Source organism: Erwinia sp. QL-Z3 (assembly GCF_004551645.1).
Classification (GTDB): Bacteria; Pseudomonadota; Gammaproteobacteria; order Enterobacterales; family Enterobacteriaceae; genus Erwinia; species Erwinia billingiae.
In genome coordinates, this window is the sequence record NZ_CP037950.1 from 890118 (window position 1) to 917117 (window position 27000).

Annotated in this window: 22 protein-coding genes, 2 tRNA genes and 3 rRNA genes; 16 read left to right on the forward strand and 11 right to left on the reverse strand. The window is 53.0% G+C overall.

The annotated features are described in order from the left end of the window. The 4 genes from mreD to csrD all read right to left on the reverse strand — a co-directional run bounded on the left by mreD (position 1) and on the right by csrD (position 4915). Positions 1-489, reverse strand: coding sequence for a rod shape-determining protein MreD (gene mreD, locus E2F51_RS04680; protein ID WP_013204085.1), 489 nt, complete (start codon positions 487-489; stop codon positions 1-3). Beyond that, positions 486-1535, reverse strand: a complete 1050-nt coding sequence (gene mreC / locus E2F51_RS04685; RefSeq protein ID WP_053145087.1) for a rod shape-determining protein MreC — start codon at positions 1533-1535, stop codon at positions 486-488. Before mreC ends, mreD begins: the two co-directional genes overlap by 4 nt. Positions 1536-1607: 72 nt before the next feature. Then, positions 1608-2651 carry a rod shape-determining protein MreB gene (gene mreB, locus E2F51_RS04690; RefSeq protein ID WP_134822873.1) on the reverse strand — a complete coding sequence of 348 codons (1044 nt, stop codon included), beginning with the start codon at positions 2649-2651 and terminating at the stop codon, positions 1608-1610. A 314-nt stretch (positions 2652-2965) separates the two neighbouring features. Then, complete coding sequence (csrD, locus tag E2F51_RS04695) at positions 2966-4915, reverse strand: RNase E specificity factor CsrD (protein WP_134822874.1); 1950 nt, start codon at positions 4913-4915, stop codon at positions 2966-2968. 317 nt (positions 4916-5232) lie between these two features. Here csrD and msrP point away from each other — a divergent pair, with 317 nt between their 5' ends. The 15 genes from msrP to E2F51_RS04770 all read left to right on the forward strand — a co-directional run bounded on the left by msrP (position 5233) and on the right by E2F51_RS04770 (position 19258). Then, positions 5233-6237 carry a protein-methionine-sulfoxide reductase catalytic subunit MsrP gene (gene msrP / locus E2F51_RS04700; RefSeq protein WP_134822875.1) on the forward strand — a complete coding sequence of 335 codons (1005 nt, stop codon included), beginning with the start codon at positions 5233-5235 and terminating at the stop codon, positions 6235-6237. Positions 6238-6239: 2 nt separating this feature from the next. Continuing rightward, a complete protein-coding gene (gene msrQ / locus E2F51_RS04705) occupies positions 6240-6839 on the forward strand; it encodes a protein-methionine-sulfoxide reductase heme-binding subunit MsrQ (protein ID WP_053145092.1) in 600 nt (199 codons plus the stop codon). Positions 6840-7079: 240 nt separating this feature from the next. Further along, a complete protein-coding gene (gene aroQ, locus E2F51_RS04710) occupies positions 7080-7532 on the forward strand; it encodes a type II 3-dehydroquinate dehydratase (RefSeq protein WP_013204090.1) in 453 nt (150 codons plus the stop codon). 21 nt (positions 7533-7553) lie between these two features. Continuing rightward, the gene (accB, locus tag E2F51_RS04715; protein ID WP_013204091.1) at positions 7554-8024 is read left to right on the forward strand and encodes an acetyl-CoA carboxylase biotin carboxyl carrier protein; all 471 of its coding nucleotides are present in this window, start codon (positions 7554-7556) and stop codon (positions 8022-8024) included. Between the two features lie 11 nt (positions 8025-8035). After that, positions 8036-9385: an acetyl-CoA carboxylase biotin carboxylase subunit gene (gene accC, locus E2F51_RS04720; RefSeq protein WP_013204092.1), complete on the forward strand. Its 1350-nt coding sequence runs from the start codon at positions 8036-8038 to the stop codon at positions 9383-9385. Positions 9386-9457: 72 nt separating this feature from the next. After that, positions 9458-9694 carry a YhdT family protein gene (locus E2F51_RS04725; protein ID WP_013204093.1) on the forward strand — a complete coding sequence of 79 codons (237 nt, stop codon included), beginning with the start codon at positions 9458-9460 and terminating at the stop codon, positions 9692-9694. Next, positions 9691-11142: a sodium/pantothenate symporter gene (panF, locus tag E2F51_RS04730; RefSeq protein WP_053145094.1), complete on the forward strand. Its 1452-nt coding sequence runs from the start codon at positions 9691-9693 to the stop codon at positions 11140-11142. Before E2F51_RS04725 ends, panF begins: the two co-directional genes overlap by 4 nt. Positions 11143-11157: 15 nt before the next feature. After that, on the forward strand, positions 11158-12039 hold the full coding sequence (prmA, locus tag E2F51_RS04735) for a 50S ribosomal protein L11 methyltransferase (RefSeq protein WP_013204095.1): 882 nt from the start codon (positions 11158-11160) through the stop codon (positions 12037-12039). A 303-nt stretch (positions 12040-12342) separates the two neighbouring features. Continuing rightward, positions 12343-13308, forward strand: coding sequence for a tRNA dihydrouridine synthase DusB (gene dusB / locus E2F51_RS04740; RefSeq protein ID WP_013204096.1), 966 nt, complete (start codon positions 12343-12345; stop codon positions 13306-13308). A 24-nt stretch (positions 13309-13332) separates the two neighbouring features. Continuing rightward, on the forward strand, positions 13333-13629 hold the full coding sequence (gene fis / locus E2F51_RS04745) for a DNA-binding transcriptional regulator Fis (RefSeq protein ID WP_000462905.1): 297 nt from the start codon (positions 13333-13335) through the stop codon (positions 13627-13629). A 201-nt stretch (positions 13630-13830) separates the two neighbouring features. Continuing rightward, complete coding sequence (gene lpxP, locus E2F51_RS04750; RefSeq protein ID WP_134822876.1) at positions 13831-14751, forward strand: kdo(2)-lipid IV(A) palmitoleoyltransferase; 921 nt, start codon at positions 13831-13833, stop codon at positions 14749-14751. A gap of 348 nt (positions 14752-15099) precedes the next feature. Then, the gene (locus tag E2F51_RS04755) at positions 15100-16125 is read left to right on the forward strand and encodes an amino acid ABC transporter substrate-binding protein (RefSeq protein WP_013204099.1); all 1026 of its coding nucleotides are present in this window, start codon (positions 15100-15102) and stop codon (positions 16123-16125) included. Positions 16126-16193: 68 nt separating this feature from the next. Beyond that, entirely contained in the window at positions 16194-17372 is a 1179-nt protein-coding gene (locus tag E2F51_RS04760; RefSeq protein ID WP_013204100.1) for an amino acid ABC transporter permease, read from the forward strand. 15 nt (positions 17373-17387) lie between these two features. Continuing rightward, positions 17388-18488 carry an amino acid ABC transporter permease gene (locus E2F51_RS04765; RefSeq protein ID WP_134822877.1) on the forward strand — a complete coding sequence of 367 codons (1101 nt, stop codon included), beginning with the start codon at positions 17388-17390 and terminating at the stop codon, positions 18486-18488. 8 nt (positions 18489-18496) lie between these two features. Next, complete coding sequence (locus E2F51_RS04770) at positions 18497-19258, forward strand: amino acid ABC transporter ATP-binding protein (RefSeq protein WP_134822878.1); 762 nt, start codon at positions 18497-18499, stop codon at positions 19256-19258. A gap of 378 nt (positions 19259-19636) precedes the next feature. On the opposite strand, the gene rrf is transcribed toward E2F51_RS04770, so the two are convergent. The 5 genes from rrf to E2F51_RS04795 form a co-directional block, all read right to left on the reverse strand. Continuing rightward, positions 19637-19752: ribosomal RNA gene (gene rrf / locus E2F51_RS04775) — 5S ribosomal RNA — on the reverse strand. A gap of 106 nt (positions 19753-19858) precedes the next feature. After that, positions 19859-22766, reverse strand: a 23S ribosomal RNA gene (locus tag E2F51_RS04780). A gap of 202 nt (positions 22767-22968) precedes the next feature. Then, a tRNA-Ala gene (locus E2F51_RS04785) sits at positions 22969-23044 on the reverse strand. A 155-nt stretch (positions 23045-23199) separates the two neighbouring features. Next, positions 23200-23276, reverse strand: a tRNA-Ile gene (locus E2F51_RS04790). Positions 23277-23351: 75 nt separating this feature from the next. Next, positions 23352-24892: ribosomal RNA gene (locus E2F51_RS04795) — 16S ribosomal RNA — on the reverse strand. The 16S, 23S and 5S rRNA genes sit together here with 2 tRNA genes alongside, the layout of an rRNA operon. A gap of 511 nt (positions 24893-25403) precedes the next feature. Between E2F51_RS04795 and E2F51_RS04800 the strand changes: the two genes are divergently transcribed. Beyond that, positions 25404-25958, forward strand: a complete 555-nt coding sequence (locus E2F51_RS04800; RefSeq protein ID WP_013204103.1) for a gamma carbonic anhydrase family protein — start codon at positions 25404-25406, stop codon at positions 25956-25958. Here E2F51_RS04800 and E2F51_RS04805 read toward each other — a convergent pair. Both E2F51_RS04805 and aroE read right to left on the reverse strand, forming a co-directional pair. Beyond that, complete coding sequence (locus tag E2F51_RS04805) at positions 25934-26185, reverse strand: DUF1488 domain-containing protein (RefSeq protein WP_134822879.1); 252 nt, start codon at positions 26183-26185, stop codon at positions 25934-25936. The two genes, E2F51_RS04800 and E2F51_RS04805, sit on opposite strands and share 25 nt — an antisense overlap. After that, positions 26182-27000: a shikimate dehydrogenase gene (gene aroE, locus E2F51_RS04810; protein ID WP_134822880.1), complete on the reverse strand. Its 819-nt coding sequence runs from the start codon at positions 26998-27000 to the stop codon at positions 26182-26184. The genes E2F51_RS04805 and aroE overlap by 4 nt, the downstream gene beginning before the upstream one ends.

The window sequence follows — 27000 nt, forward strand, 5'->3', positions numbered from 1 at the left end:
TTATTGTACGGCAAACTGGCGGCGTATTTTTCTCATCAACAAGAACAGCCAGGGCCAGAGGATACCGTCTACTACGCTACTCCAGAAAATTTCCGGTCGGAATGAGACGTTTATCACTAAAAATTCAGCCCAAAATACAATGACATCCATTGCCAGCGACAGCACCATGACCATCAGCGCCTGCTGCCAGAGCGCGAGGTTACGGAACAGTTGGAATTTGAACGCCACCAAATAAGCCACGATGCTGAAAGCCAGAGCACGAACGCCTAGCGTCGAGCCAGAGATAAGATCCATTATAGAACCCATCACAAAGCCCGTGCCGACATTCACACGATGAGGCAGAGCCAACACCCAGTAAATCAGGATCAGAAGAAGCCATGACGGCCTGAACATAAAGAACTGTTCAGGCCACGGCATAATTTGTAATACCAGTGCGACCAGGAACGACAGCCAGATAACCCAACGCCCATGGCTGCGATAACTGCTCAAGGCTGGCCTCCGCGGGCAGCAGGCGCGGCCTGACGACCCGCAGAAGAAGGCGCGGCAGGAACAGCGGTTTGACCGGAAGCAGCGGGAACGGACCCCGCAGGTTGCCCCGGTGCGGGCGGTCCCATCAGTTCATTCGCGGCAGGCAGAACCTGCGGCATCATCTGCATCAGTCGCTCATTGGCCACCCGGTGCACTTCATTCGGTGCCATTGGCATCGTGCCATTACGATCGGCGCCCCAAAGCAGCAACAGATAGCGCAGACGCTGTAAACCTGCGGTAGGTCGGGCCTGGATCACGGTGTAAGCGCGCTGGGTATCAAGCTTGACGGAAGAGACCACACCAACAGGATAGCCCTCAGGGAAACGGCCGCCCAGTCCGGAGGTCACCAACACATCGCCAACGCGAATGTCGGTGTTACCTGGCAGGTGTTCCAGCTGCAAGTCTTCAGTACAGCCGTTGCCCGCCGCGATCACCCGTATATCGTTACGCAGTACCTGAATAGGCAAGGCATGGGACGAGTCACAGATCAGCATCACCCGGCTGGTGATTTTGCCCACGGCAACCACCTGCCCGACCACACCTTTATCACTGATCACCGGCTGGCCTTCGTAAACGCCGTTCACGCTGCCTTTATCAATCACCACCTGGTCGGTGTAGGGATCGGTACCGGTGGAGATCACCTGGGTGACCATCTTGTGCTCGTCCTGACGCAGAGGGGAACCCAACAGTTCGCGGAGACGGGCATTTTCCTGCTTAAACTGACCCAGCATCAGCAATTCGCTGTTCTTGAGCATCAGTTCGCGCTGTAAGCCTTTGTTTTCCAGTTCGAGCTGCTGGCGAGAGGCCAGTGTTTCAGAAACACTGTCCAGAATTTGACGTGGCCCGTTGGCCAGAAAATAGAATGGGCTGACCGCCGTATCCATATAGGTGCGTATCTGGCTGAAAGCGCCCATACGACTGTCGGCGACAATCACGCCTATAGCCACAATAACCGCTAAAAATAAGCGTAACTGCAGGGAAGGTCCCCTGCTGAAGATCGGCTTCATAAACTCGGCGTATTCCTCGACATCTTAAAAAAGGAGTGCAGGACAGAGCGTACCTACACTCCTTAAAGCAAATTATTCTTCGCTGAACAAATCGCCGCCGTGCATGTCGATCATTTCCAACGCTTTACCGCCACCGCGAGCAACGCAGGTCAGCGGATCTTCTGCCACCACGACCGGAATACCGGTTTCTTCCATCAGCAGACGATCGAGGTTACGCAGCAATGCGCCACCACCGGTCAGAACCATACCGCGTTCAGAGATGTCGGATGCCAGTTCTGGCGGACACTGTTCCAGCGCAACCATCACCGCGCTAACGATACCGGTCAGCGGCTCCTGAAGCGCTTCCAGGATTTCGTTGGAGTTCAGCGTGAAGCCACGCGGCACACCTTCTGCCAGGTTACGACCACGGACTTCAATTTCACGCACTTCATCGCCCGGATAAGCAGAGCCGATTTCATGCTTGATACGTTCAGCGGTCGCTTCACCAATCAGTGAACCGTAGTTACGGCGCACATAATTAATGATCGCTTCATCAAAGCGATCGCCACCGATACGGACGGAAGAAGAGTACACCACGCCGTTCAGCGAGATAACCGCCACTTCTGTTGTACCGCCACCGATATCCCCAACCATTGAACCGGTTGCTTCAGACACCGGCAGGCCGGCACCGATTGCCGCAGCCATAGGCTCTTCAATCAGGAACACTTCACGTGCTCCTGCGCCCTGGGCGGATTCACGGATTGCGCGACGCTCAACCTGCGTCGCGCCGACAGGCACACACACCAGCACGCGCGGACTTGGGCGCATGAAGCTGTTGCTGTGAACCTGCTTGATAAAGTGTTGCAGCATTTTTTCGGTAACGAAGAAATCGGCGATGACGCCGTCTTTCATTGGCCGAATAGCAGCGATATTGCCGGGGGTACGACCCAGCATCTGTTTTGCATCATGACCGACTGCCGCAACGCTTTTAGGGGAACCGGCACGATCCTGACGGATGGCAACGACGGAAGGTTCGTTCAAGACGATACCCTGCCCTTTCACGTAGATCAGGGTATTGGCTGTACCCAAGTCGATGGACAAGTCGTTGGAAAACATGCCACGGAATTTTTTAAACATACTAAAGGATAATCCTGCAAGCTGGGGGCGGAAAATAAAATCCGCTTACTTTACCAACCACACGAAGCAGCGACAAGGCGCAAAAATAGTCTACTTCGGTGAAAAATCACGCTATCTCACGCAAGGGCCACACCCTGAAGTCGCGTTGCGAACCACAAGCCTGATGTCAGGCTAATGCGCTCAGAATTCAGGGCTGACAGACGGACATAACGTACATAAAATTTAACATTCTTTGGGTCACTGGCTGACCAGATCCCCCATGCCGGCACCACAGCCGCGCGGGTATTCTACGTGAAATCCAGCACAACGGCAGATTAAACTTGATATCTTTGCGAATATTTTTTTACGCCGGTGTTTAGCGGCTGCGACGGCGCGATGAAATCGCCCTGACCACCCGCCACACCTAGCTCCGCAAGGATTTGCCACTCGCCTCTGGTGCGGACACCCGCCGCGAAAACCTGGGTAGAAGTCCTGGTACAGCTCTCCAGAAGACTCCTGACAAACAGCTGATTCTCTGTACGACGCTCGATGTTTCTTACCAGGGCAGGATGCAGCTTGATCAGCTCCACCTCAAACTGCCTGATATAAGCCGTACTGACCACCGTCAGGCCCGCCTGATTAATCGCAATTCGACAGCCAAAACCCTTTAACAATCGAAACGCAGAACCCAAACGGCTGATGTGTTGACACACATCTGCTTCTGCAAGTTCAAATAAAATGTGGTTTCTTTGCAATTTAGTGCATTGCAGCAGCATATCCCTGAGCCAAATCTGAAAAGGACGCTGCATAAGGGCATCAACCGTCAGCGGAATGGCGAAGGTTTCCTCTGGCCAAATCGGCAACAGCGACAGGATGCGGGTGACTAACTGACGGTCGTATCCTTCGGCCATACCTAACTGCTGAACGAAAGGCAGATACTCGGCTGAGAGCAGCTCCTTCTCGCCATCATAGATACGCGGCATCATTTCCCGATGATGAACGGTCCCATCAAGGGTCACTGCGGGTTTCAGATACAGTCTTGGGCCGCCACGGTGCAGGGTATTTTCCAGCAGCGTGCGCCATTTAACGCTGCCGCGGGTGAACTCTTGCTGCGGCGCTTCACCCACCGACCAGTTGTTGCCACCCAGTAAAGCGGCATGTCGGGTAGCCAGTTCAACGTTTTCCATTACCTGCTGCGTTTCCTGCCCGCTGTGCCAGGCGCTGATACCGATGTGGATAATATCCTCGCGATCCAACATTCGCGTCGGCGGCAGCGCATCCACGGCATGGATGAGCTGGGAAGCAATGCTGTCGGCATCTTTAAGGCTGCGGTGAGGAAGGAGAACGGCAAAATCACTGCGGAAATAGCGCGCCAGCAAGGCGCCGGGATAACGCATCACAAAAGTCGATAACAGGTTCACCAGCGCAAACAGATAGTCTTTGGTATGGTTATGTCCCCAGTTATCCCGCAGCGTGTCAAAGTCCGGCAGGCGGATCATCATTACCATGCCGTGCGTGCCACCGGTTTCGGTGTCCTCCAGCATGGTCGCCAGTTGGTTATCAAAGAACAGACGATTGTTCAGCCCGGTGGTCGCGTCCTGCGCGGCAAACGTCCGGATTAAAGTATCAATGCGCGTGCGCTGCTCGCCCGCTTCCTGCAGGTCTGCCAGCAGTAAATCGATGGCGCTGCTGGCCTTGGGTGGCCACTCCTGTACCGTCCCCGCCCTTACCGTGCCTCTCTCTCCTTTAATCACCTTGCCGGCTCTGACCTCAAGCCGCTCCATGCCCTGAAGCTGCCGGTTAAGCCAGCGATGCGTCACGATCAGCAGCGTGGTCATGATCGCCACTATCGCAATGACCACGCTAAGAATGAAGGCGCCGATAAACGATTTCAGCCAGGTTTCGGTTGAATCGACCCACTGAACATGGAGGCGGTAACCCGGATGTTTTGGCAGCGGAAGGACGGTGTCGCGATACTGGTTTTGTTCATCATCCAGTACCGGATCCTGATGATGCACGAGGGTTAACCGGGTTTGATCACCTTGCATCAGCTCGGTGCGAACAATTTGCAGTGGCCCCATCACTTTGCTTAGCCACTGAGCAACCTGTTCGGGTGACTCACTTTGCAGCGCGGTTTCCACATCGCCAGCCATCAGTTCAAGCCGGTGTTCACTTCTCTGCGTGCTGAGGTAAAAAAAACTCATAATGCAGCCCACCAGCATCAGTAACATCGCCAGTGCGCTCAGTAAGGTGATCATCGTCGAAAGTTTGGTGGTTAATCGCATCCCTGTGCCCATCACTGCGGATAAAGTAACGCATTTCGCGCCCTGAACCCGTGCCGAATAAATGTATGACTCTCCGCTGCCCAAAATCAGACCGCCACTGAAAGTACCATATCCTGGCGGGCGTTGACCTGGCGGATGTCAGATTAATGACCCGCCCTGCGAGTATACGTGTCTCCGCGTTTGCCTGACGTTTCACCGTTCATTTTCGGGTGATTCTCATTCCAGGAAATTTCACATTTTTCGTCCTTTATTCGCGCAAAGCCGACTCTTTGGTCATGCTAACAGGAAGAGAAGAACGAGCCTGTGGAGGCCGCCTGATGAAGCCCATTGATAAACTTACCGAACGCGATGTTACCCCCGAGAGCATTTTTAACGCCCGTCGCCGCGAGTTGCTGAAAACGCTGGGTATTAGCGCGGCGGCGTTATCGCTGCCCTCTGCGGCTCACGCCGACGTCTTATCCTGGTTTAAAGGTAACGACCGCCCTAAAGCGCCTTCTGGAAAACCCCTGGACTTCAGCAAACCCGCTCAGTATCAGGCCAATTTAGCCCTGACGCCGGAAGATAAAGTCACCGGCTACAACAACTATTACGAGTTTGGCCTCGATAAGGCCGATCCTGCGGCTAACGCCGGAACGCTGAAAACCGACGACTGGAAAATTGAAATCGGCGGTGAAGTCGCGAAACCACTGACGCTATCCATGGACGATATTTTCAAACGCTTCCCGCTTGAACAGCGTATTTACCGGATGCGTTGTGTTGAAGCCTGGTCGATGGTCGTGCCCTGGATCGGTTTTGAATTGGGCAAACTGCTGAAAGCAGCCGAACCCACCAGCAACGCGCGTTATGTGGCGTTCCAGACCATCTATGCACCGGATGAGATGCCGGGCCAGAAGGATCGTTTTATTGGCGGCGGTATCGACTATCCCTATGTTGAAGGATTGCGCCTTGATGAGGCGATGCATCCTCTGACGATGCTGACCACCGGCGTATACGGTAAAGCGCTGCCCCCGCAAAATGGTGCACCTGTTCGGCTGACCGTGCCGTGGAAATACGGTTTTAAAGGCATAAAATCGATTGTCAAAATCACCCTGGTCAAAAATATGCCGCCAACCACCTGGAATCAGCTCGCCTCAAACGAGTATGGTTTTTACGGCAATGTGAACCCGCATGTGGATCACCCTCGCTGGTCGCAGGCGACAGAGCGTTTTATCGGTTCAGGTGGCATTCTCGATGTCAAACGCCAGCCTACCTTGCTGTTTAACGGCTATGCGGATCAGGTTGCTTCTTTATACCGTGGGTTGGATCTGCGGGAGAATTTCTAGTGATGCGTATCACCGCCAGGCAAATTACCGGCTTAAAAGTGATCCTGCACCTTGCGGGTTTTCTTCCTTTACTCTGGTTGCTTCTCTCCATCGATCAGGGCTGGTTCAGCGCCGATCCGGCGAAAGACATACAACATTTTACCGGCAGAATGGCGTTGAAGTTCCTGCTGGGCTCGCTGCTGATCACCCCGCTGGCGCGCTACGGTAAGCAACCGCTGTTGATCCGTGTGCGCCGCCTGCTGGGCCTGTGGTGTTTTGCCTGGGCAACACTGCACCTGGTAAGCTATTCGGTGCTGGAGCTGGGCATCAGCAATCTCGGCCTGCTGGGCTCTGAACTGATCTCCCGACCTTACCTGACGCTGGGCATTATCAGCTGGTTAATCCTCTTATCTCTGGCCCTGACGTCGTTTCAGAAAGCGCAGCGCAAGCTGGGCAGACGCTGGCAAACCCTGCATAACGGCGTTTACCTGGTGCTGATCCTCGCACCCATTCATTACTTGTGGTCGGTGAAGACTTTCAGTCCCCAACCGTGGATTTATGCGCTAATTGCAGCGATCTTGCTGGCATGGCGCTACAAAAAATTCCGCCAGTGGTTTCGTTAAAAACCCGCTTAAGACTGTGTGCCACTCCGCATATCTGGCATTAAACCGCCTGGCGTTTTTGCCAGGTGGTTGATAATCTTCGCTGATACGACCAGTATTTAGCTGCGAATTGCCACGAAATCGTTATAATGCCCGACTTCAAACTTGCGAACCGACCTAATTTCATCTGCAATGGTGACAAATGGCGTTTCGCGTTGTATTTTGTGCGATGCCTCAATTATCGCAGGAGATAGCAGCAAGATGACGGATAAGTTTCACATACTGCTTTTAAACGGTCCCAATCTTAACCTTCTCGGCACACGTGAGCCTGAGAAGTACGGTAAAACGACCCTGGCAGAGATTGTAAGTGACCTTACCACGCAAGCTGATGCGCTCAACGTGAAGATGAGCCATCTCCAGTCCAATGCGGAACACGCGTTAATTGACCGCATTCATGAGGCGAAAGGCAATGTCGATTATATCGTCATTAACCCGGCGGCATTCACCCATACCAGCGTAGCGCTTCGGGATGCCCTGCTGGCAGTCAGCATCCCATTCATTGAAGTGCACCTGTCGAATGTGCATGCTCGCGAGCCTTTCCGTCATCATTCATATCTTTCTGATATTGCTGCCGGCGTAATCTGTGGACTTGGTGTCGACGGTTATTCCTGGGCTTTGCAGACGGCGGTTAAACGCCTGTCACAATCTAATTAAACAGAGTACGGAACCACACTCATGGATATTCGTAAGATTAAAAAACTGATCGAACTGGTTGAAGAATCAGGCATTTCTGAACTGGAAATTTCTGAAGGTGAAGAGTCTGTTCGCATCAGTCGCGCACCGGCCAATACGGGCTACCCAATGATGCAGCACTATGCTGCCCCGATGATGCAGCAGCAGCCTGCGCTGGCTAACGCCGTCGCACCTGCAACTGCACCAGCGATGGAAGCTCCGGCTGCAGCCGAGATCAGTGGCCACATCGTACGTTCACCAATGGTGGGCACTTTCTACCGTACCCCAAGCCCGGACGCTAAAGCGTTTGTGGAAGTGGGTCAGAAAGTTAACGCTGGCGACACTCTGTGCATCGTTGAAGCGATGAAAATGATGAACCAGATCGAAGCCGATAAGTCCGGCGTAGTAAAAGCGATCCTGGTTGAAAGCGGCCAACCCGTTGAATTTGACGAGCCGCTGGTAGTCATCGAATAACGAGGCGAACCATGCTGGATAAAATTGTAATAGCTAACCGTGGTGAAATCGCGCTGCGCATTCTGCGTGCCTGTAAAGAGCTGGGCATTAAGACTGTTGCCGTGCATTCAACCGCGGACCGCGATTTGAAACACGTACTGCTGGCAGATGAGACCGTCTGTATTGGTCCTGCACAGTCCGTAAAAAGCTACCTGAACATCCCTGCCCTGATCTCTGCTGCAGAGATCACCGGTGCGGTGGCAATCCATCCAGGCTACGGCTTCCTGTCCGAGAATGCGGACTTTGCTGAGCAGGTTGAACGTTCAGGCTTCATCTTTATCGGCCCGAAAGCTGAAACCATTCGCCTGATGGGTGACAAAGTTTCTGCAATCAATGCGATGAAGAAAGCTGGCGTACCTTGCGTACCTGGCTCTGACGGCCCGCTGACTGAAGACATGGATAAGAACCGTGCCTTCGGTAAGCAAATCGGCTACCCGGTAATCATCAAAGCTTCTGGCGGCGGTGGTGGTCGTGGTATGCGCGTTGTGCGTCATGAAAAAGATCTGGAACAGTCCATTAATATGACCCGTGCGGAAGCCAAAGCGGCTTTCAACAACGATATGGTCTATATGGAAAAATACCTGGAAAACCCACGCCACATCGAAATTCAGGTGTTGGCGGACGGTCAGGGCCACGCCGTATATCTGGCTGAACGTGACTGCTCCATGCAGCGCCGCCACCAGAAAGTGGTGGAAGAGGCTCCAGCACCCGGTATCACTGAAGAGATGCGTCGCTTTATCGGCGATCGTTGCTCTAAAGCCTGTATCGAAATCGGTTACCGTGGCGCAGGGACTTTCGAGTTCCTGTACGAAAACGGCGAGTTCTACTTCATCGAGATGAACACCCGTATCCAGGTAGAACACCCGGTTACTGAGATGATCACCGGTGTTGACCTGATCAAAGAGCAGCTGCGTATTGCTGCCGGTCAGCCTTTGTCGATCAAACAGGAAGACGTGGTGATCCGTGGCCATGCGGTAGAATGCCGTATCAACGCCGAAGATCCGAACACCTTCCTGCCAAGCCCAGGCAAGATCACCCGCTTCCATGCACCAGGTGGTTTTGGCGTGCGTTGGGAATCGCATATCTACGCTGGCTACACTGTGCCGCCGTACTATGACTCCATGATCGGTAAACTGATCACTTACGGTGAAACCCGTGATGTGGCAATCGCCCGCATGAAAAACGCGTTGGCTGAGCTGATCATCGACGGCATTAAAGTGAACGTTGAGCTGCAGATGAAGATCATGTCTGACGAAAACTTCCAGCACGGTGGAACCAATATCCACTATCTGGAGAAAAAACTCGGCCTTCAGGAAACCTGATTAGCCTGATGTTTTGAAAAAAAGGCCGGTCTGACCGGCCTTTTTCTTTGCATTTTTAAGGTGAGGAGAGAGATGGACAAGCGCTTCGTTCAGGCTCATCGCGAGGCTCGCTGGTCATTCTGGCTGGCTGTCGCCTATCTTATTGCCTGGTCGCTGATGGCCTGGCTACCGGATGATAAACAAGGCATTACCGGGCTACCACACTGGTTTGAAATGGCCTGTCTGCTGGTTCCTGCGCTATTTATCCTGCTGTGCTGGCTGATGGTCAGGCTGGTATTTCGTGACATTCCTCTGGAAGATGAAAAGTGAAACTTCAAATCATCCTGCCGCTTATTGCCTATCTGCTGCTGGTCGCCGGCCTCTCTGTGTATGCCATGCGTAAGCGCCGTGAAGGCAGCTTTCTGACTGAATATTTCCTCGGTAGCCGATCGATGGGCGGCTTTGTGCTGGCCATGACCATGGCGACGACATACATCAGTGCCAGTTCGTTTATTGGCGGACCCGGTGCGGCCTATAAATATGGGCTGGGTTGGGTACTGCTGTCGATGGTACAGGTCCCCGCCGTCTGGCTTTCGCTGGGCGTATTGGGGAAAAAATTCGCTATCCTCGCCCGACGTTACAACGCGGTTACCCTCAACGATATGCTTTATGCCCGTTATCGCAGTCCGTTACTGGTGTGGTTCGCCAGCCTCAGCCTGCTGATCGCCTTTATTGGTGCCATGACCGTGCAATTTGTCGGTGGTGCGCGGCTATTGGAAACCGCCGCAGGCATTCCCTACGATAGCGGATTGCTGATTTTTGGTGGCACCATCGCGCTGTACACCGCTTTTGGCGGCTTCAGGGCCAGCGTGCTGAATGATGCCATGCAAGGTGTGGTGATGCTGGCAGGCACCTTCCTGCTGCTGTTTGCGGTGATCCATGCCGCTGGCGGGATGCACAGTGCCGTCGATAAGCTTCAGCATATTGATCCCCAGCTGGTGTCCGCCAGTGGCGTTGACCATATTCTCAGCCCGACCTTCCTGGCGTCGTTTTCGGTGCTGGTCTGTTTCGGCGTGATCGGCCTGCCGCATACCGCGGTGCGCTGCATCTCCTATAAAGACAGCAAGGCGGTCCACCGCGGGATCATTATTGGTACCATCGTGGTCACGATTCTGATGTTTGGCATGCATCTGGCGGGCGCGCTTGGACGGGCGGTGATGCCTGACCTGGCAATCCCGGACCAGGTGATCCCAACGCTGATGATCCACGTTCTGCCGCCCGTCGCTGCCGGGATCTTCCTGGCGGCACCGATGGCGGCGATCATGTCGACCATCAACGCGCAACTGCTGCAATCATCGGCGACGATCGTCAAAGATCTCTATTTGCGCCTCTATCCACAGCAGATGGACAATGAGCCGCTGCTGAAGAAGATGTCAGGCGTGATCACGCTGTTGCTTGGCCTGCTGCTGCTGCTGGCCGCGTGGAATCCACCTGAAATGATCATCTGGCTCAATCTGCTGGCCTTTGGTGGGCTTGAAGCGGTCTTCCTCTGGCCGCTGGTCCTCGGGTTATACTGGGAAAAAGCCAATGCCACTGGCGCGCTCAGTAGCATGATTATGGGTGCGGGTTGTTATACGCTGCTGGCCAGTTTTTCGCTGCAGCCATGGGGATTCCACCCGATCGTGCCCTCACTGATCCTGAGTCTGATTGCCTTTGTCGTTGGAAACCGTTTTGGCCATGCCGCTGCCCCGTCAGCGCAGGCTTCCACCCCTGTTTGAATAAAGAGAATTGCCATGCCCTGGATACAGATGAAAATTAATACCACCGGCGCTCAGGCTGAAGAGCTGGGCGATGCGCTGATCGAGAACGGGGCTGTCTCGGTCACGTTTCAGGACACGCATGACAACCCGGTGTTCGAGCCCTTACCCGGCGAAACGCTGCTGTGGGGCGATACCGATGCGATCGGCTTATTTGATGCTGAAACCGATATGGATCTGGTAGTGATTGGCTTAGAAGCCTGTCCTCTGCTGGGCAGCGGCTTCGCCCACAAAATTGAACAGATCGAAGATAAAGACTGGGAACGTGAGTGGATGGTCAACTTCCATCCGATGCGTTTTGGTCAGCGTCTGTGGATCTGCCCAAGCTGGCGCGACGTGCCGGACCCGGAGGCGGTAAACGTGATGCTCGATCCTGGCCTGGCTTTTGGTACGGGTACGCATCCTACCACTTCAATGTGCCTGACCTGGCTTGATGGTCTGGATCTGCAAGGCAAAACGGTGATCGACTTTGGCTGCGGTTCCGGCATTCTGGCGATCGCCGCCCTGAAGCTGGGTGCCGCCAGCGCGATAGGGATCGATATCGATCCTCAGGCGATCCAGGCTAGCCGTGACAACGCTGAACGTAATGGCGTCTCTGATCGCCTCTCGCTGTATCTGCCGCATGAGCAGCCAGATAATCTGAGTGCCGATGTGGTGGTGGCTAACATCCTTGCAGGCCCCTTACGCGAGCTGGCACCGCTGATTAGCGTCCTGCCGGTGAAGGGCGGCTCTCTGGGTCTGTCAGGCGTACTGGCAAGCCAGGCTGAAAGTGTTTGTGAAGCCTATCAGGAGCTGTTCATCCTTGATCCGGTAGCAGAAAAAGAAGAGTGGTGTCGGATTACGGGCATCAAAGCCTGAGATGTTAACAAAAGGTGAGATCGTCTGGTTTTGATGATTTCATCCGTCACATGTCTCGTTATCCGGGGCATGTGATGCCTTTTATCTGGCTGTTTAGCCTATAAAAAAAGAAAAATATTTGTTCGTAATTTAATCGCTTTTTATTAAGCTATTGAATTTAATCACTAAAATAATTTACCCCTAACGGATATCTCTACCAGCACCCCGTAAGCCGGTGGATTGTTCAAAGTTTGGCCTTTCATCTTCGACAGAAAATGCGTAATATACGCCGCCTTGCGGACACACTATGGTCACTTTTATTTCATGCGCATTGGAAACCACCAGCTTCGTAATCGTCTGATTGCCGCGCCAATGGCCGGGATAACCGACAGACCGTTCCGGACCCTTTGTTATGCAATGGGCGCTGGTATGACCGTTTCCGAGATGATGTCGTCTAACCCTGAAGTCTGGGCGACGGACAAATCCCGGTTGCGCATGGTTCACAGTGATGAGCCCGGTATTCGTACCGTGCAAATTGCAGGTTGTGACCCTCATGAGATGGCTGAAGCAGCGCGTATCAACGCTTTATCTGGCGCGCAGGTGATTGACATCAACATGGGATGTCCAGCCAAAAAAGTGAATCGCAAACTGGCGGGCTCTGCCCTGCTGCAACACCCTGAGCTGGTGAAGTCTATCCTGCTGGCGGTGGTTGATGCAGTGGACGTTCCCGTTACGCTGAAGATTCGCACTGGCTGGGATCCAGACAACCGTAATTGTGTTGAAATTGCCCAATTGGCTGAACGCTGCGGTATTCAGGCCCTGACCATCCACGGACGCACTCGCGCGTGTTTGTTCAACGGCGAAGCTGAATATGACAGCATTCGGACAGTTAAGCAGAATGTCTCCATTCCCGTTATCGCGAATGGCGACATCACTGACCCGCATAAAGCCAGAGCCGTGCTCGACTATACGGGGGCTGATGCCCTGATGATAGGACGTGCGGCTCAGGGAAGACCTTGGATCTTCCGGGAAATCCAGCATTATCTGGACACTGGGGAGCTGCTGGCACCGATGCCCTTAGCTGAAGTAAAGCGCTTGCTCATCGGGCACCTACGGGAACTGCACGACTTTTATGGTCACCGCAAAGGATACCGTATTGCCCGGAAGCACGTCTCCTGGTATCTCCAGGAGCATGCCCCAAACGACCAGTTTCGGCGCACATTCAACGCCATAGAGGATGCCAGCGAACAGCTGGAGGCGTTGGAAGCATACTTCGAAAATCTTGCCTAATAGAAATAAAGAGCTGACAGAACTATGTTCGAACAACGCGTAAATTCTGACGTACTGACCGTATCTACCGTAAACTCACAGGATCAGGTGACTCAAAAGCCACTGCGTGATTCGGTCAAACAGGCACTGAAGAACTATTTTGCTCAACTGAATGGTCAGGATGTGAATGACCTGTATGAGCTGGTTTTGGCTGAAGTAGAACAGCCATTGTTGGACATGGTGATGCAATACACCCGTGGCAACCAGACCCGTGCGGCCCTGATGATGGGCATCAACCGTGGTACGCTGCGTAAGAAACTGAAAAAATACGGCATGAACTAAGTTTCGGTTCATTGTGTTGGAGGCGCTACCATTCGTTAGCGCCTTTTTTATTGCCTTTTTTCAGGCCCAGAATTATCCGGATCGTGTAAAGTACACCTTTCTGGCTCAACTTCCTGTCCGTGATGTTGTCGAAGTTTTTGTATCGCTGATGATTTGCGTCTCTATGCGCTACATACCCTATGCACGCTTAAAGAGAGAATTATGAAGTCTTCCCCCCGTTTCACCCGCCGCTTACTGCACCCACGTTACTGGATAACCTGGATCGGACTGGGAATTCTGTTTTTGCTGGTTCAGCTCCCTTTTCCTCTGCTGGAAAAACTGGGCACCTGGATGGGCCGGACCTCGATGCGGTTCCTCAAGCGCCGGATTCGCATTACCCGCCGCAATCTGGAGCTGTGTTTCCCTGAGATGCCTGCCGATCAGCTTGAACAGCACATCGTAAAGAATTTTGAATCACTGGGTATGGGATTACTGGAAACCGGCATGGCCTGGTTCTGGTCGGATCGCCGGGTGAAGCGCTGGTTTACCGTTGAGGGCCTGGATAACCTGAAGGCCGCGCAGGTAGGTGGACGAGGTGCGCTGATCATTGGCGTTCACTTTATGTCTCTTGAGCTGGGAGGCCGTACGATGGGCCTGTGTCAGCCAATGATGGCCATGTACCGCCCGCACAACAATAAACTGATGGAATGGGTTCAGACTAAAGGTCGTATGCGCTCTAACAAAGCGATGATCAACCGTCGCGACCTGCGTGGCATGGTGAATGCCTTGAAACAAGGCGAAGCCGTATGGTTTGCTCCCGATCAGGATTATGGTCCTAAAGGCAGCGTATTCGCGCCGCTGTTCGCCGTTCCTCAGGCCGCGACGACCAGCGGTACCTGGATGATTGCCCGCATGGCTAAACCAGCCCTGCTCACCGTTGTCCTGATCCGCAATGATGATGGCAGCGGCTATAAGCTGGTGATCCAGCCTGAGCTGAAAGATTACCCTGTCGCGGATGAGCAGCAGGCTGCGGCGTATATGAATCAGGTGATTGAACACGAAATCATGCGTGCGCCCTATCAATATCTGTGGCTCCATCGCCGCTTCAAAACCCGTCCTGAGGGTGCCAGCTCCCTTTATTAAATCTCTTTCTCCCTTCTTTTCAGAACCAGCTCACATTCTGTGAGCTGGCTTCGCCGAATTCATTACAATCTCGTAACATAAAGTACGCTTTTGCTCACATTGCTTCCATATAGTGAAACGCGATGCACCATTTGTGACCAATCCACCTGTTTTTGCCCACCCGTAGTGCGCGATATTAAGCAAACTTTCTGGATGCTTCTAATTATTAGCAAACCTTTCCAACAAATTCAGGGCTCTGCAATTTTGGCATTACCTTTGCAGTGTCGTGGATGGCTTCGGCCACAGACAGGAAAAGTGCACCACAGCGTGCGTTAAACATAATAATGATTTCGCCACACAGGATGCTTTATGAAAAAAATGATGCTCTCCACTTTGGTTGCCGCTGCAGCGCTGTTTGCAGTTGCGAATCAGGCTCACGCCGGCACCACCCTGGATGCCATTAAGAAGAAAGGTTTCATTCAATGCGGTATCAGTGATGGTCTGCCTGGCTTCTCGTTTGCAGACGCCAGTGGCAAATTTAGCGGTATCGATGTGGACGTATGCCGTGCAGCAGCTGCCGCCGTGTTTGGCGATGCAACCAAAGTGAAATACACCCCACTGACCGCAAAAGAACGTTTCACTGCTCTGCAGTCTGGTGAAGTAGACATCCTGTCTCGTAACACAACCTGGACCTCTGCGCGCGATGGCGGCATGGGCTTCATTTTCGCTGGCGTAAACTATTATGACGGCATCGGCTTCCTGACCCACCAGAAAGCAGGGCTGAAGAGCGCGAAAGAGCTTGATGGCGCAACCGTTTGCATTCAGGCCGGTACAGATACCGAACTGAACGTGGCTGACTACTTCAAAGCCAACAACATGCAGTACACCCCGGTAACCTTCGACCGTTCTGACGAATCAGCGAAAGCGCTGGATACCGGTCGTTGCGATACGCTGGCATCCGACCAGTCTCAGCTGTATGCACTGCGTATCAAGCTGGGCAAACCAAACGAATTTATCGTGCTGCCAGAAGTGATCTCTAAAGAACCGCTGGGACCGGTTGTCCGTCGTGGCGATGATGACTGGTTCACCATCGTGAAATGGTCTCTGTACGCCATGCTGAATGCCGAAGAGATGGGCATCACCTCTGCAAACGTTGATCAGTTGGCCGCTAAACCTACCAACCCAGATATGGCTCACCTGCTGGGCTCAGAAGGTGATTTCGGTAAAGACCTGAAGCTTGATAACAAATGGGCTTACAACATCGTTAAGCAGGTTGGTAACTATCAGGAAGTCTTTGACCGTAACGTCGGTAAAGACAGCCAGTTGAAAATTGCCCGTGGCCAGAACGCCCTCTGGAACAAAGGCGGCATCCAGTACGCACCACCAGTACGTTAATTCCCACCGTTTACAGGGCACCGGCTTGCCGGTGCCTTAGTCAGAATTTTCGTCACTGAGGTTTCAACATGTCTCAACGCCCAACCGTAAAAAGGGATTTTTCATTCAGTAATCCTGCGGTGCGCGCCTGGCTGTACCAGATCATTGCGATTGTCGTTGTTCTGGGTGTGGCGGGGTATCTGGTTCACAATACCGTCATTAACCTCGCAAGCCGCGGCATTACCTCCGGTTTTGGTTTCCTGGAACGTAGCGCTGGCTTTGGTATCGTTCAACATCTGATCGATTACAGCGAAGGTGATACCTATGCCCGGGTGTTTCTCGTTGGCTTAACCAACACTTTGCTGGTCTCTGCTCTTTGTATTGTCTTTGCCTCGCTCCTCGGCTTCTTTATTGGCCTTTCACGCTTATCCGACAACTGGCTGCTGCGGAAAATCTCGACGATCTATATCGAGACCTTCCGTAATATCCCGCCATTGTTGCAGATCTTCTTTTGGTACTTTGCCGTCTTACGCAACCTTCCGGGACCGCGTCAGGCAGCCAGTGCGTTTGATTTAGCCTTTGTCAGTAATCGGGGTCTCTATATTCCATGGCCACAGTACGCAGTGGGTACCTGGCCGTTTGTCATTGCGCTGTTGGTGGCGGTAGCAGGCACTGTTGCTCTGTTCCGCTACAACCGCACCTATCAGTTGAAAACCGGGCAGCTTCGCCGTACCTGGCCTGCCAGCGTGGCGATGGTGATTATCTTCCCGGTTATTGCGCATCTGACGTTTGGTGCCGCTATGCACTGGGACATTCCTCAACTTCGCGGCTTTAACTTCCGTGGCGGGTTTGCCCTGATCCCTGAGCTGGCAGCCTTAACGCTGGCCCTGTCGATCTATACCTCAACCTTTATCGCTGAAGTTATCCGCTCCGGCATCCAGTCCGTACCGTATGGTCAGCACGAAGCGGCACGTTCGCTGGGGATACCGAATCCGGTTACGCTGCGCCAGGTCATCATTCCTCAGGCCATGCGCGTGATAATCCCGCCATTGACCAGCCAGTATCTGAATATCGTGAAAAACTCCTCGCTCGCCGCAGCGATTGGCTATCCCGATATGGTTTCGCTGTTTGCAGGAACGGTGTTGAATCAGACTGGCCAGGCTATCGAGACTATCGCCATCACCATGGGTGTCTACCTGGTCATCAGCCTGCTGATTTCGCTGTTAATGAACATCTATAACCGCAAAATCCGCCTGATTGAGCGTTAAGAGAACGGGATCAATATGACTTTAGCTACTCACGAAACCCCGCCCGTCCCGACGAATGCTTTTTCCCGCACCGTTAGTTGGGCAAGAAAAAATCTGTTCTCCAACTGGGGAAACTCTCTGCTGACCCTGTTTTGCATTTGGGTTATCTGGACGGTGATCCCGCCGGCGCTTAACTGGCTGGTCTTCCAGGCTAACTGGATTGGTACCACCCGCGCAGACTGTACTAAGGATGGCGCTTGCTGGGTGTTTATCCATGCCCGCTTTGGCCAGTTTATGTATGGGTTATATCCGCATGAACTGCGCTGGCGTATCAACCTGGCTCTGGTGATTGGCCTGCTTTCAATTCTGCCGATGTTCCTCAAAAGCATGCCGCGCCGTGGCCTGTACATCGCCGTTTGGGCGGTGGTTTATCCGATTGCTGTCTGGGTACTGCTATATGGCGGTTTCTTTGGGCTTGAGCGGGTAGAGACGCGTCAGTGGGGCGGATTAACGCTGACGCTGATTATTGCCTCCATCGGCATCGCCGGTGCCCTGCCGTTGGGGATTTTACTGGCTCTGGCAAGACGTTCCTCGATGCCGGTAGTGCGTGCCCTTTCAGTCATTTTTATCGAATTTTGGCGCGGCGTACCGCTGATCACCGTGTTGTTTATGTCTTCGGTGATGCTGCCGCTGTTTATGTCAGAGGGCAACAGCATTGATAAGCTGATCCGTGCGCTGGTTGGCGTGATCCTGTTCCAGTCAGCGTATGTTGCAGAAGTGGTTCGTGGTGGATTACAGGCGCTACCAAAAGGCCAGACTGAAGCCGCAGAGTCACTGGCGCTGGGCTACTGGAAGACACAGGGTCTGGTGATCCTGCCGCAGGCGTTAAAACTGGTGATCCCGGGTCTGGTGAACACCATCATTGCCCTGTTCAAAGATACCAGCCTGGTGATTATCATCGGTCTGTTTGACCTGTTCAGTAGCGTACAGCAAGCGACCGTCGACCCCGCGTGGTTGGGGATGTCGACTGAGGGCTATGTCTTTGCTGCACTGGTCTACTGGATTTTCTGTTTTAGCATGTCGCGCTATAGCCAGTATCTGGAGAAGCGTTTTCACACCGGGCGTACACCGCACTGAGGCTTAAAATGAACCAACCTATGAAACAATCCGACGACGCGATGATGATTACGCTCGAAAACGTGAACAAATGGTACGGCCAGTTCCACGTACTGAAAGATATCAACCTGCACGTTAAGCCGCGCGAGCGCATCGTGCTTTGCGGCCCTTCGGGTTCCGGTAAATCAACGACCATTCGTTGTATTAACCATCTGGAAGAGCATCAGCAGGGCCGTATCGTGGTTGATGGTATTCATCTCAATGACGATCTTCGCAATATTGAACGTGTACGGACAGAAGTGGGGATGGTGTTCCAACACTTTAATCTGTTCCCGCATCTGACTGTTTTGCAGAACTGCACGCTGGCGCCGATCTGGGTGCGTAAAACGCCGAAGAAAGAAGCTGAGGCACTGGCCATGCACTATCTGGAACGTGTTCGCATTTCAGAGCACGCCCATAAGTTTCCTGGACAGCTTTCCGGTGGACAGCAGCAGCGCGTGGCGATCGCACGATCGCTGTGTATGAAACCGAAAATCATGCTGTTTGATGAACCGACATCGGCACTGGATCCAGAGATGGTGAAAGAGGTGCTGGATACCATGATTGGTCTGGCTGAAGATGGTATGACAATGTTGTGTGTCACGCACGAGATGGGCTTTGCCCGTACCGTGGCTGACAGGGTGATCTTTATGGATCGTGGTGAGATCGTTGAGCAAGCGCCACCGCAAGAGTTCTTCTCCAATCCGAAGTCAGAACGTACCCGCGCGTTTCTTTCTCAGGTTATTCATTGAGTTAAGCACTGTTAAGTAGCCAACTGTATTAAATGCCCTGCCGACAGGCAGGGCTTTTTTATGCCCGCAGTGAGGGTATGGCCTATCAGGCAGGTGATTAGCATTGAGGGCGTGAGACGATTCTGGGTCCAGTGATAACTGGATTAAATATGGCGTCGTGCGGCAGCACGGCGTCTTCTTTTGTCTGGTTTTGGGGTGGTTTTGGGGGTTTTGAGGTGTTTTGGGGTGGTTGGGGATTTCAGTGGCGGGTTTTGGCCGTTATCAGGCGGGCCTGGGGAGTCCGGGAGCCGTTTTGATGCAGGTCTGGCGTGGAGTTTTGCTTTTTACGCACACAAAAAAGCCCCATGCTTTCGCATGAGGCTTGTCTGCTTAATTGATGCCTGGCAGTTCCCTACTCTCGCATGGGGAGACCCCACACTACCATCGGCGCTACGGCGTTTCACTTCTGAGTTCGGCATGGGGTCAGGTGGGACCACCGCGCTAAAGCCGCCAGGCAAATTCTGTTATTCACGCCGCCATAAGGCCGCGCAAATTTATCCGGTTCAAGCTGAAAATATCCTTTGTGTCTCTCAGACACCACCAGAACGCTTCTGGTGTTGTAAGGTTAAGCCTCACGGGTCATTAGTACCGGTTAGCTCAACGCATCGCTGCGCTTACACACCCGGCCTATCAACGTCGTAGTCTTCAACGTCCCTTCAGGGGCCTTAAAGGCCCAGGGAAGATTCATCTCGAGGCAAGTTTCGCGCTTAGATGCTTTCAGCGCTTATCTTTTCCGCACTTAGCTACCGGGCAATGCCATTGGCATGACAACCCGAACACCAGTGGTGCGTTCACTCCGGTCCTCTCGTACTAGGAGCAACCCCTCTCAATCTTCCAGCGCCCACGGCAGATAGGGACCGAACTGTCTCACGACGTTCTAAACCCAGCTCGCGTACCACTTTAAACGGCGAACAGCCGTACCCTTGGGACCTACTTCAGCCCCAGGATGTGATGAGCCGACATCGAGGTGCCAAACACCGCCGTCGATATGAACTCTTGGGCGGTATCAGCCTGTTATCCCCGGAGTACCTTTTATCCGTTGAGCGATGGCCCTTCCATTCAGAACCACCGGATCACTATGACCTGCTTTCGCACCTGCTCGAGCCGTCACTCTCGCAGTCAAGCTAGCTTATGCCATTGCACTAACCTCACGATGTCCGACCGTGATTAGCTAACCTTCGTGCTCCTCCGTTACTCTTTAGGAGGAGACCGCCCCAGTCAAACTACCCACCAGACACTGTCCCCACGCCGGATTACGGCGCCAGGTTAGAACATCAAACGTTAAAGGGTGGTATTTCAAGGTTGGCTCCACGCAGACTGGCGTCCACGCTTCAAAGCCTCCCACCTATCCTACACATCAAGGTTCAATATTCAGTGTCAAGCTATAGTAAAGGTTCACGGGGTCTTTCCGTCTTGCCGCGGGTACACTGCATCTTCACAGCGAGTTCAATTTCACTGAGTCTCGGGTGGAGACAGCCTGGCCATCATTACGCCATTCGTGCAGGTCGGAACTTACCCGACAAGGAATTTCGCTACCTTAGGACCGTTATAGTTACGGCCGCCGTTTACCGGGGCTTCGATCAAGAGCTTCTCCTTGCGGATAACCCCATCAATTAACCTTCCGGCACCGGGCAGGCGTCACACCGTATACGTCCACTTTCGTGTTTGCACAGTGCTGTGTTTTTAATAAACAGTTGCAGCCAGCTGGTATCTTCGACTGGCTTCAGCTCCGGGAGCAAGTCCCTTCACCTACGCGCCAGCGTGCCTTCTCCCGAAGTTACGGCACCATTTTGCCTAGTTCCTTCACCCGAGTTCTCTCAAGCGCCTTGGTATTCTCTACCTGACCACCTGTGTCGGTTTGGGGTACGATTCCGTGTTACCTGATGCTTAGAGGCTTTTCCTGGAAGCAGGGCATTTGTTACTTCAGCACCGTAGTGCCTCGTCATCACACCTCAGCGTTAAAAAGAGTCCGGATTTACCTAAACCCTCCGCCTACATGCTTAAACCGGGACAACCGTCGCCCGGCTAACATAGCCTTCTCCGTCCCCCCTTCGCAGTAACACCGAGTACAGGAATATTAACCTGTTTCCCATCGACTACGCCTTTCGGCCTCGCCTTAGGGGTCGACTCACCCTGCCCCGATTAACGTTGGACAGGAACCCTTGGTCTTCCGGCGAGCGGGCTTTTCACCCGCTTTATCGTTACTTATGTCAGCATTCGCACTTCTGATACCTCCAGCAGACCTCACAGTCCACCTTCGACGGCTTACAGAACGCTCCCCTACCCAACAACGCATAAGCGTCGCTGCCGCAGCTTCGGTGCATGGTTTAGCCCCGTTACATCTTCCGCGCAGGCCGACTCGACCAGTGAGCTATTACGCTTTCTTTAAATGATGGCTGCTTCTAAGCCAACATCCTGGCTGTCTGTGCCTTCCCACATCGTTTCCCACTTAACCATGACTTTGGGACCTTAGCTGGCGGTCTGGGTTGTTTCCCTCTTCACGACGGACGTTAGCACCCGCCGTGTGTCTCCCGTGATAACATTCTTCGGTATTCGCAGTTTGCATCGGGTTGGTAAGCCGGGATGGCCCCCTAGCCGAAACAGTGCTCTACCCCCGAAGATGAGTTCACGAGGCGCTACCTAAATAGCTTTCGGGGAGAACCAGCTATCTCCCGGTTTGATTGGCCTTTCACCCCCAGCCACAAGTCATCCGCTAATTTTTCAACATTAGTCGGTTCGGTCCTCCAGTTAGTGTTACCCAACCTTCAACCTGCCCATGGCTAGATCACCGGGTTTCGGGTCTATACCCTGCAACTTAACGCCCAGTTAAGACTCGGTTTCCCTTCGGCTCCCCTATACGGTTAACCTTGCTACAGAATATAAGTCGCTGACCCATTATACAAAAGGTACGCAGTCACACCACGAAGGTGCTCCCACTGCTTGTACGTACACGGTTTCAGGTTCTGTTTCACTCCCCTCGCCGGGGTTCTTTTCGCCTTTCCCTCACGGTACTGGTTCACTATCGGTCAGTCAGGAGTATTTAGCCTTGGAGGATGGTCCCCCCATATTCAGACAGGATGTCACGTGTCCCGCCCTACTCATCGAACTCACAGCAAGTGCATTTTTGTGTACGGGAGTATCACCCTGTACCCTGCGACTTTCCAGACGCTTCCACTAATGCACAAACTGATTCAGGTTCTGGGCTGTTCCCCGTTCGCTCGCCGCTACTGGGGGAATCTCGGTTGATTTCTTTTCCTCTGGGTACTTAGATGTTTCAGTTCCCCAGGTTCGCCTTGCAACACTATGTATTCATGTTGCAATGATGCACCAAAGTGCACCGGGTTTCCCCATTCGGGTATCGTCGGTTATTACGGTTCATATCACCTTACCGACGCTTATCGCAGATTAGCACGCCCTTCATCGCCTCTGACTGCCTAGGCATCCACCGTGTACGCTTAGTCACTTAACCTCACAACCCACAAGCGTCCCGAAAGACACATTGCTGTTGTAAGCATTTGAGAGACTCGAACATATCGTTGATTTCATTCTTATTACGGAGAATGAAAACGACATGTCGTTTCAATTTTCAGCTTGTTCCGGATTGTTAAAGAGCATAATACTTCGCAGCACACCGTTGCCGGTACGCTCTGAAGTATTGTCAGAAAACTGCATGGTGGAGCTAAGCGGGATCGAACCGCTGACCTCCTGCGTGCAAGGCAGGCGCTCTCCCAGCTGAGCTATAGCCCCATACAGTTACTGCAGAGACCATCTACTACCACTCAACGTGAGTTCATCAGCCACCGTCAGGCGACAAATGTTAATTTTTGCTCAGGCAAGGCATGTTTTCGCGCCGCATAGTTCACTATGCAAGCCGGAAACATAACGCAGCATGAGTGAAAATTTGGTAGGCCTGAGTGGACTTGAACCACCGACCTCACCCTTATCAGGGGTGCGCTCTAACCACCTGAGCTACAAGCCTGTAGAGGTTTTTTCTGCTCGTTACTTTTCTATCAGACAATCTGTTGTGGACACTACGCGGGAGAGTATCTTCAGGTAAGGAGGTGATCCAACCGCAGGTTCCCCTACGGTTACCTTGTTACGACTTCACCCCAGTCATGAATCACAAAGTGGTAAGCGCCCTCCCGAAGGTTAAGCTACCTACTTCTTTTGCAACCCACTCCCATGGTGTGACGGGCGGTGTGTACAAGGCCCGGGAACGTATTCACCGTAGCATTCTGATCTACGATTACTAGCGATTCCGACTTCACGGAGTCGAGTTGCAGACTCCGATCCGGACTACGACGCACTTTGTGAGGTCCGCTTGCTCTCGCGAGTTCGCTTCTCTTTGTATGCGCCATTGTAGCACGTGTGTAGCCCTGGCCGTAAGGGCCATGATGACTTGACGTCATCCCCACCTTCCTCCGGTTTGTCACCGGCAGTCTCCTTTGAGTTCCCGACATTACTCGCTGGCAACAAAGGATAAGGGTTGCGCTCGTTGCGGGACTTAACCCAACATTTCACAACACGAGCTGACGACAGCCATGCAGCACCTGTCTCACGGTTCCCGAAGGCACTAAGGCATCTCTGCCGAATTCCGTGGATGTCAAGGCCAGGTAAGGTTCTTCGCGTTGCATCGAATTAAACCACATGCTCCACCGCTTGTGCGGGCCCCCGTCAATTCATTTGAGTTTTAACCTTGCGGCCGTACTCCCCAGGCGGTCGACTTAACGCGTTAGCTCCGGAAGCCACGCCTCAAGGGCACAACCTCCAAGTCGACATCGTTTACGGCGTGGACTACCAGGGTATCTAATCCTGTTTGCTCCCCACGCTTTCGCACCTGAGCGTCAGTCTTTGTCCAGGGGGCCGCCTTCGCCACCGGTATTCCTCCAGATCTCTACGCATTTCACCGCTACACCTGGAATTCTACCCCCCTCTACAAGACTCTAGCCTGCCAGTTTCAAATGCAGTTCCCAGGTTAAGCCCGGGGATTTCACATCTGACTTGACAGACCGCCTGCGTGCGCTTTACGCCCAGTAATTCCGATTAACGCTTGCACCCTCCGTATTACCGCGGCTGCTGGCACGGAGTTAGCCGGTGCTTCTTCTGCGGGTAACGTCAATCGACAAGGTTATTAACCTTATCGCCTTCCTCCCCGCTGAAAGTACTTTACAACCCGAAGGCCTTCTTCATACACGCGGCATGGCTGCATCAGGCTTGCGCCCATTGTGCAATATTCCCCACTGCTGCCTCCCGTAGGAGTCTGGACCGTGTCTCAGTTCCAGTGTGGCTGGTCATCCTCTCAGACCAGCTAGGGATCGTCGCCTAGGTGAGCCATTACCCCACCTACTAGCTAATCCCATCTGGGCACATCCGATGGTGTGAGGCCCGAAGGTCCCCCACTTTGGTCCGAAGACGTTATGCGGTATTAGCTACCGTTTCCAGTAGTTATCCCCCTCCATCAGGCAGTTTCCCAGACATTACTCACCCGTCCGCCACTCGTCACCCGAGAGCAAGCTCTCTGTGCTACCGTTCGACTTGCATGTGTTAGGCCTGCCGCCAGCGTTCAATCTGAGCCATGATCAAACTCTTCAATTAAAAGTTCGATTTGCTGAAACAAGTTCAGCGGTGCTCAAGTGTAAAACGTCATAATGAATTTCATTATGTGTTCACTCTTAAGGCTTGATATTTTTTTTGCGCCTTGCGGCGCTGATATCAATCCTGCGAGTGCCCACACAGATTGTCTGATAAATTGTTAAAGAGCGTTGCGGTAAGTGCCTTGGCGCCTTACTGCGAGGTGGCGTATATTACGCTTTCCTCCTTCAGAGTCAACTTCTTTTTGGGAAGTTTTTCTCTGGCGATTCAGCTTCCTGAACCTCTGACCCGGTGACTCGTAAGCCGTTGTTCCGTGTCAGTGGAGGCGCATTATAGGGATCCCATTTCAGAGCACAAGGCTTTTTTCGATCTTTCTATTTGGTTGCTGGATTTTCACGCTTTCCGCCGAGATCTCAGACGATCCGCACAAAATTACCGCAAAATCATCGACAGTTATTGATCGGTAAACCCCTGCAGCACTACCCTTCAGGGATCCTATTGCAGAGAGGTAGTTATGTCAGGGAACCTAAGATCGTTTAAAAACACCCGCCCGCAGCTCGGCCAGCGCGTAATGGTCGATGCTTCAAGCGTGGTGGTAGGCGAAGTGGACTTGCAGGACGATGTCAGTATCTGGCCACTGGTTGCCATCCGCGGGGATGTGAACCGTGTCGTGATCGGCAAACGCAGCAATATTCAGGACGGCAGTGTTTTGCACGTTACCCATAAGTCTTCTTATAACCCTGAAGGCAATCCGCTGATCGTCGGGGAAGATGTCACCGTTGGCCATAAAGCCATGTTGCATGGCTGCACCATTGGCAATCGGGTATTGGTAGGAATGGGATCTATTCTGCTGGATGGGGTAATAGTAGAAGACGATGTGATGATTGGGGCCGGAAGCCTAGTCCCTCCGGGTAAACGTCTGGTGAGTGGCTACCTTTATTTAGGAAGTCCGGTAAGGCAAGCTCGCAAACTGACAGAAGCTGAGGTGGCGGGTCTTCTCTACTCATCGAATAATTATGTCGGCTGGAAAGATGACTACCTTGCTCAGGAAAGCCAGACCCAACCCTGATCGTTTTCTTGCGCGTCTTTAATAGAGGCTTCCGCTTCATCTTCCAGATCCCAACGATGGGCAAGGAAACACGGCACTATTGCCAGCTCATTACCGTAGCGGCGAACCATCGTTTCGCCGCTGATCGCACAGGTAAGCAGGAAGCCATTCACCAGGGCTGGAAAACAAACCGCCTTTTCTGTCTCGTCCCACCATTCCCTGTCGGGAAACTGGGTAGCCTGATTCACGCGCTGAGTTCTGACTTTAATACCGCAATGACCGGAGTAATATCGGGTAGCTTGCCGTGCCATAAAAAGAATGAGTGAGCCGCTTGCCCCACCAGCATTCCCAGACCATCTGCCATAGCCACAGCTCCATGCTGCTGGCACCAGTTCAGAAAAGGTGTCGTCGTAGCCAGGTAGAACATATCGTAACAACGGGTTTTTTCAGTGATCAGTGATGATGGCAATGCCGGAATATCCCCACCAATCCCGCTGGATGTGGCATTGATGATCAAATCAAAGTGTTCACCATCAAGTTGATCCATCGCTTTCGCCTGAATACCACCAGCGTGTTGGAATACTTCGGCGAGGATCTGCGCTTTAGATACCGTGCGGTTGGTAATGGTCAGTGAACAGCCAAACGACAATAAAGGAAGGATCACGCCACGAGCGGCACCTCCAGCCCCCACTAACAGAATACGATCGCCCGGTTTGATCAGATTCAGTCGTTCCAGATCCGTCAGCAAACCAATGCCGTCGGTGTTGTCACCTAACAGACGGCCATCCTCCAGTTTTTTCACCGTGTTGACGGCACCGGCCAGAGAAGCACGTTCAGTCAACTCATCGGCTCTCTCGTAAGCCTGCTCCTTGAATGGCAAGGTAACGTTGGCTCCTTTGCCACCCTGCGCCATAAACTCTGATAAGGAAGCAATGAACTCATCAACAGGCGCACAGATGCGACCATAAACATGAGAGATGCCGGTCTGCTCAGCAAAAAGCTGGTGAATACGCGGTGATTTGCTGTGATTGATCGGATTTCCGAAAACGGCAAAGGTGTGCAT

Bases quoted from the DNA above. Each gene is read 5' to 3' on its own strand.
- mreC (WP_053145087.1), bottom strand. From the start codon at position 1,535: ATGAAGCCGATCTTCAGCAGGGGACCTTCCCTGCAGTTACGCTTATTT.
- mreB (WP_134822873.1), bottom strand. From the start codon at position 2,651: ATGTTTAAAAAATTCCGTGGCATGTTTTCCAACGACTTGTCCATCGAC.
- csrD (WP_134822874.1), bottom strand. From the start codon at position 4,915: ATGCGATTAACCACCAAACTTTCGACGATGATCACCTTACTGAGCGCA.
- msrP (WP_134822875.1), top strand. From the start codon at position 5,233: ATGAAGCCCATTGATAAACTTACCGAACGCGATGTTACCCCCGAGAGC.
- msrQ (WP_053145092.1), top strand. From the start codon at position 6,240: ATGCGTATCACCGCCAGGCAAATTACCGGCTTAAAAGTGATCCTGCAC.
- aroQ (WP_013204090.1), top strand. From the start codon at position 7,080: ATGACGGATAAGTTTCACATACTGCTTTTAAACGGTCCCAATCTTAAC.
- accB (WP_013204091.1), top strand. From the start codon at position 7,554: ATGGATATTCGTAAGATTAAAAAACTGATCGAACTGGTTGAAGAATCA.
- accC (WP_013204092.1), top strand. From the start codon at position 8,036: ATGCTGGATAAAATTGTAATAGCTAACCGTGGTGAAATCGCGCTGCGC.
- E2F51_RS04725 (WP_013204093.1), top strand. From the start codon at position 9,458: ATGGACAAGCGCTTCGTTCAGGCTCATCGCGAGGCTCGCTGGTCATTC.
- prmA (WP_013204095.1), top strand. From the start codon at position 11,158: ATGCCCTGGATACAGATGAAAATTAATACCACCGGCGCTCAGGCTGAA.
- dusB (WP_013204096.1), top strand. From the start codon at position 12,343: ATGCGCATTGGAAACCACCAGCTTCGTAATCGTCTGATTGCCGCGCCA.
- fis (WP_000462905.1), top strand. From the start codon at position 13,333: ATGTTCGAACAACGCGTAAATTCTGACGTACTGACCGTATCTACCGTA.
- lpxP (WP_134822876.1), top strand. From the start codon at position 13,831: ATGAAGTCTTCCCCCCGTTTCACCCGCCGCTTACTGCACCCACGTTAC.
- E2F51_RS04755 (WP_013204099.1), top strand. From the start codon at position 15,100: ATGAAAAAAATGATGCTCTCCACTTTGGTTGCCGCTGCAGCGCTGTTT.
- E2F51_RS04760 (WP_013204100.1), top strand. From the start codon at position 16,194: ATGTCTCAACGCCCAACCGTAAAAAGGGATTTTTCATTCAGTAATCCT.
- E2F51_RS04765 (WP_134822877.1), top strand. From the start codon at position 17,388: ATGACTTTAGCTACTCACGAAACCCCGCCCGTCCCGACGAATGCTTTT.
- E2F51_RS04770 (WP_134822878.1), top strand. From the start codon at position 18,497: ATGAACCAACCTATGAAACAATCCGACGACGCGATGATGATTACGCTC.
- E2F51_RS04800 (WP_013204103.1), top strand. From the start codon at position 25,404: ATGTCAGGGAACCTAAGATCGTTTAAAAACACCCGCCCGCAGCTCGGC.
- aroE (WP_134822880.1), bottom strand. From the start codon at position 27,000: ATGCACACCTTTGCCGTTTTCGGAAATCCGATCAATCACAGCAAATCA.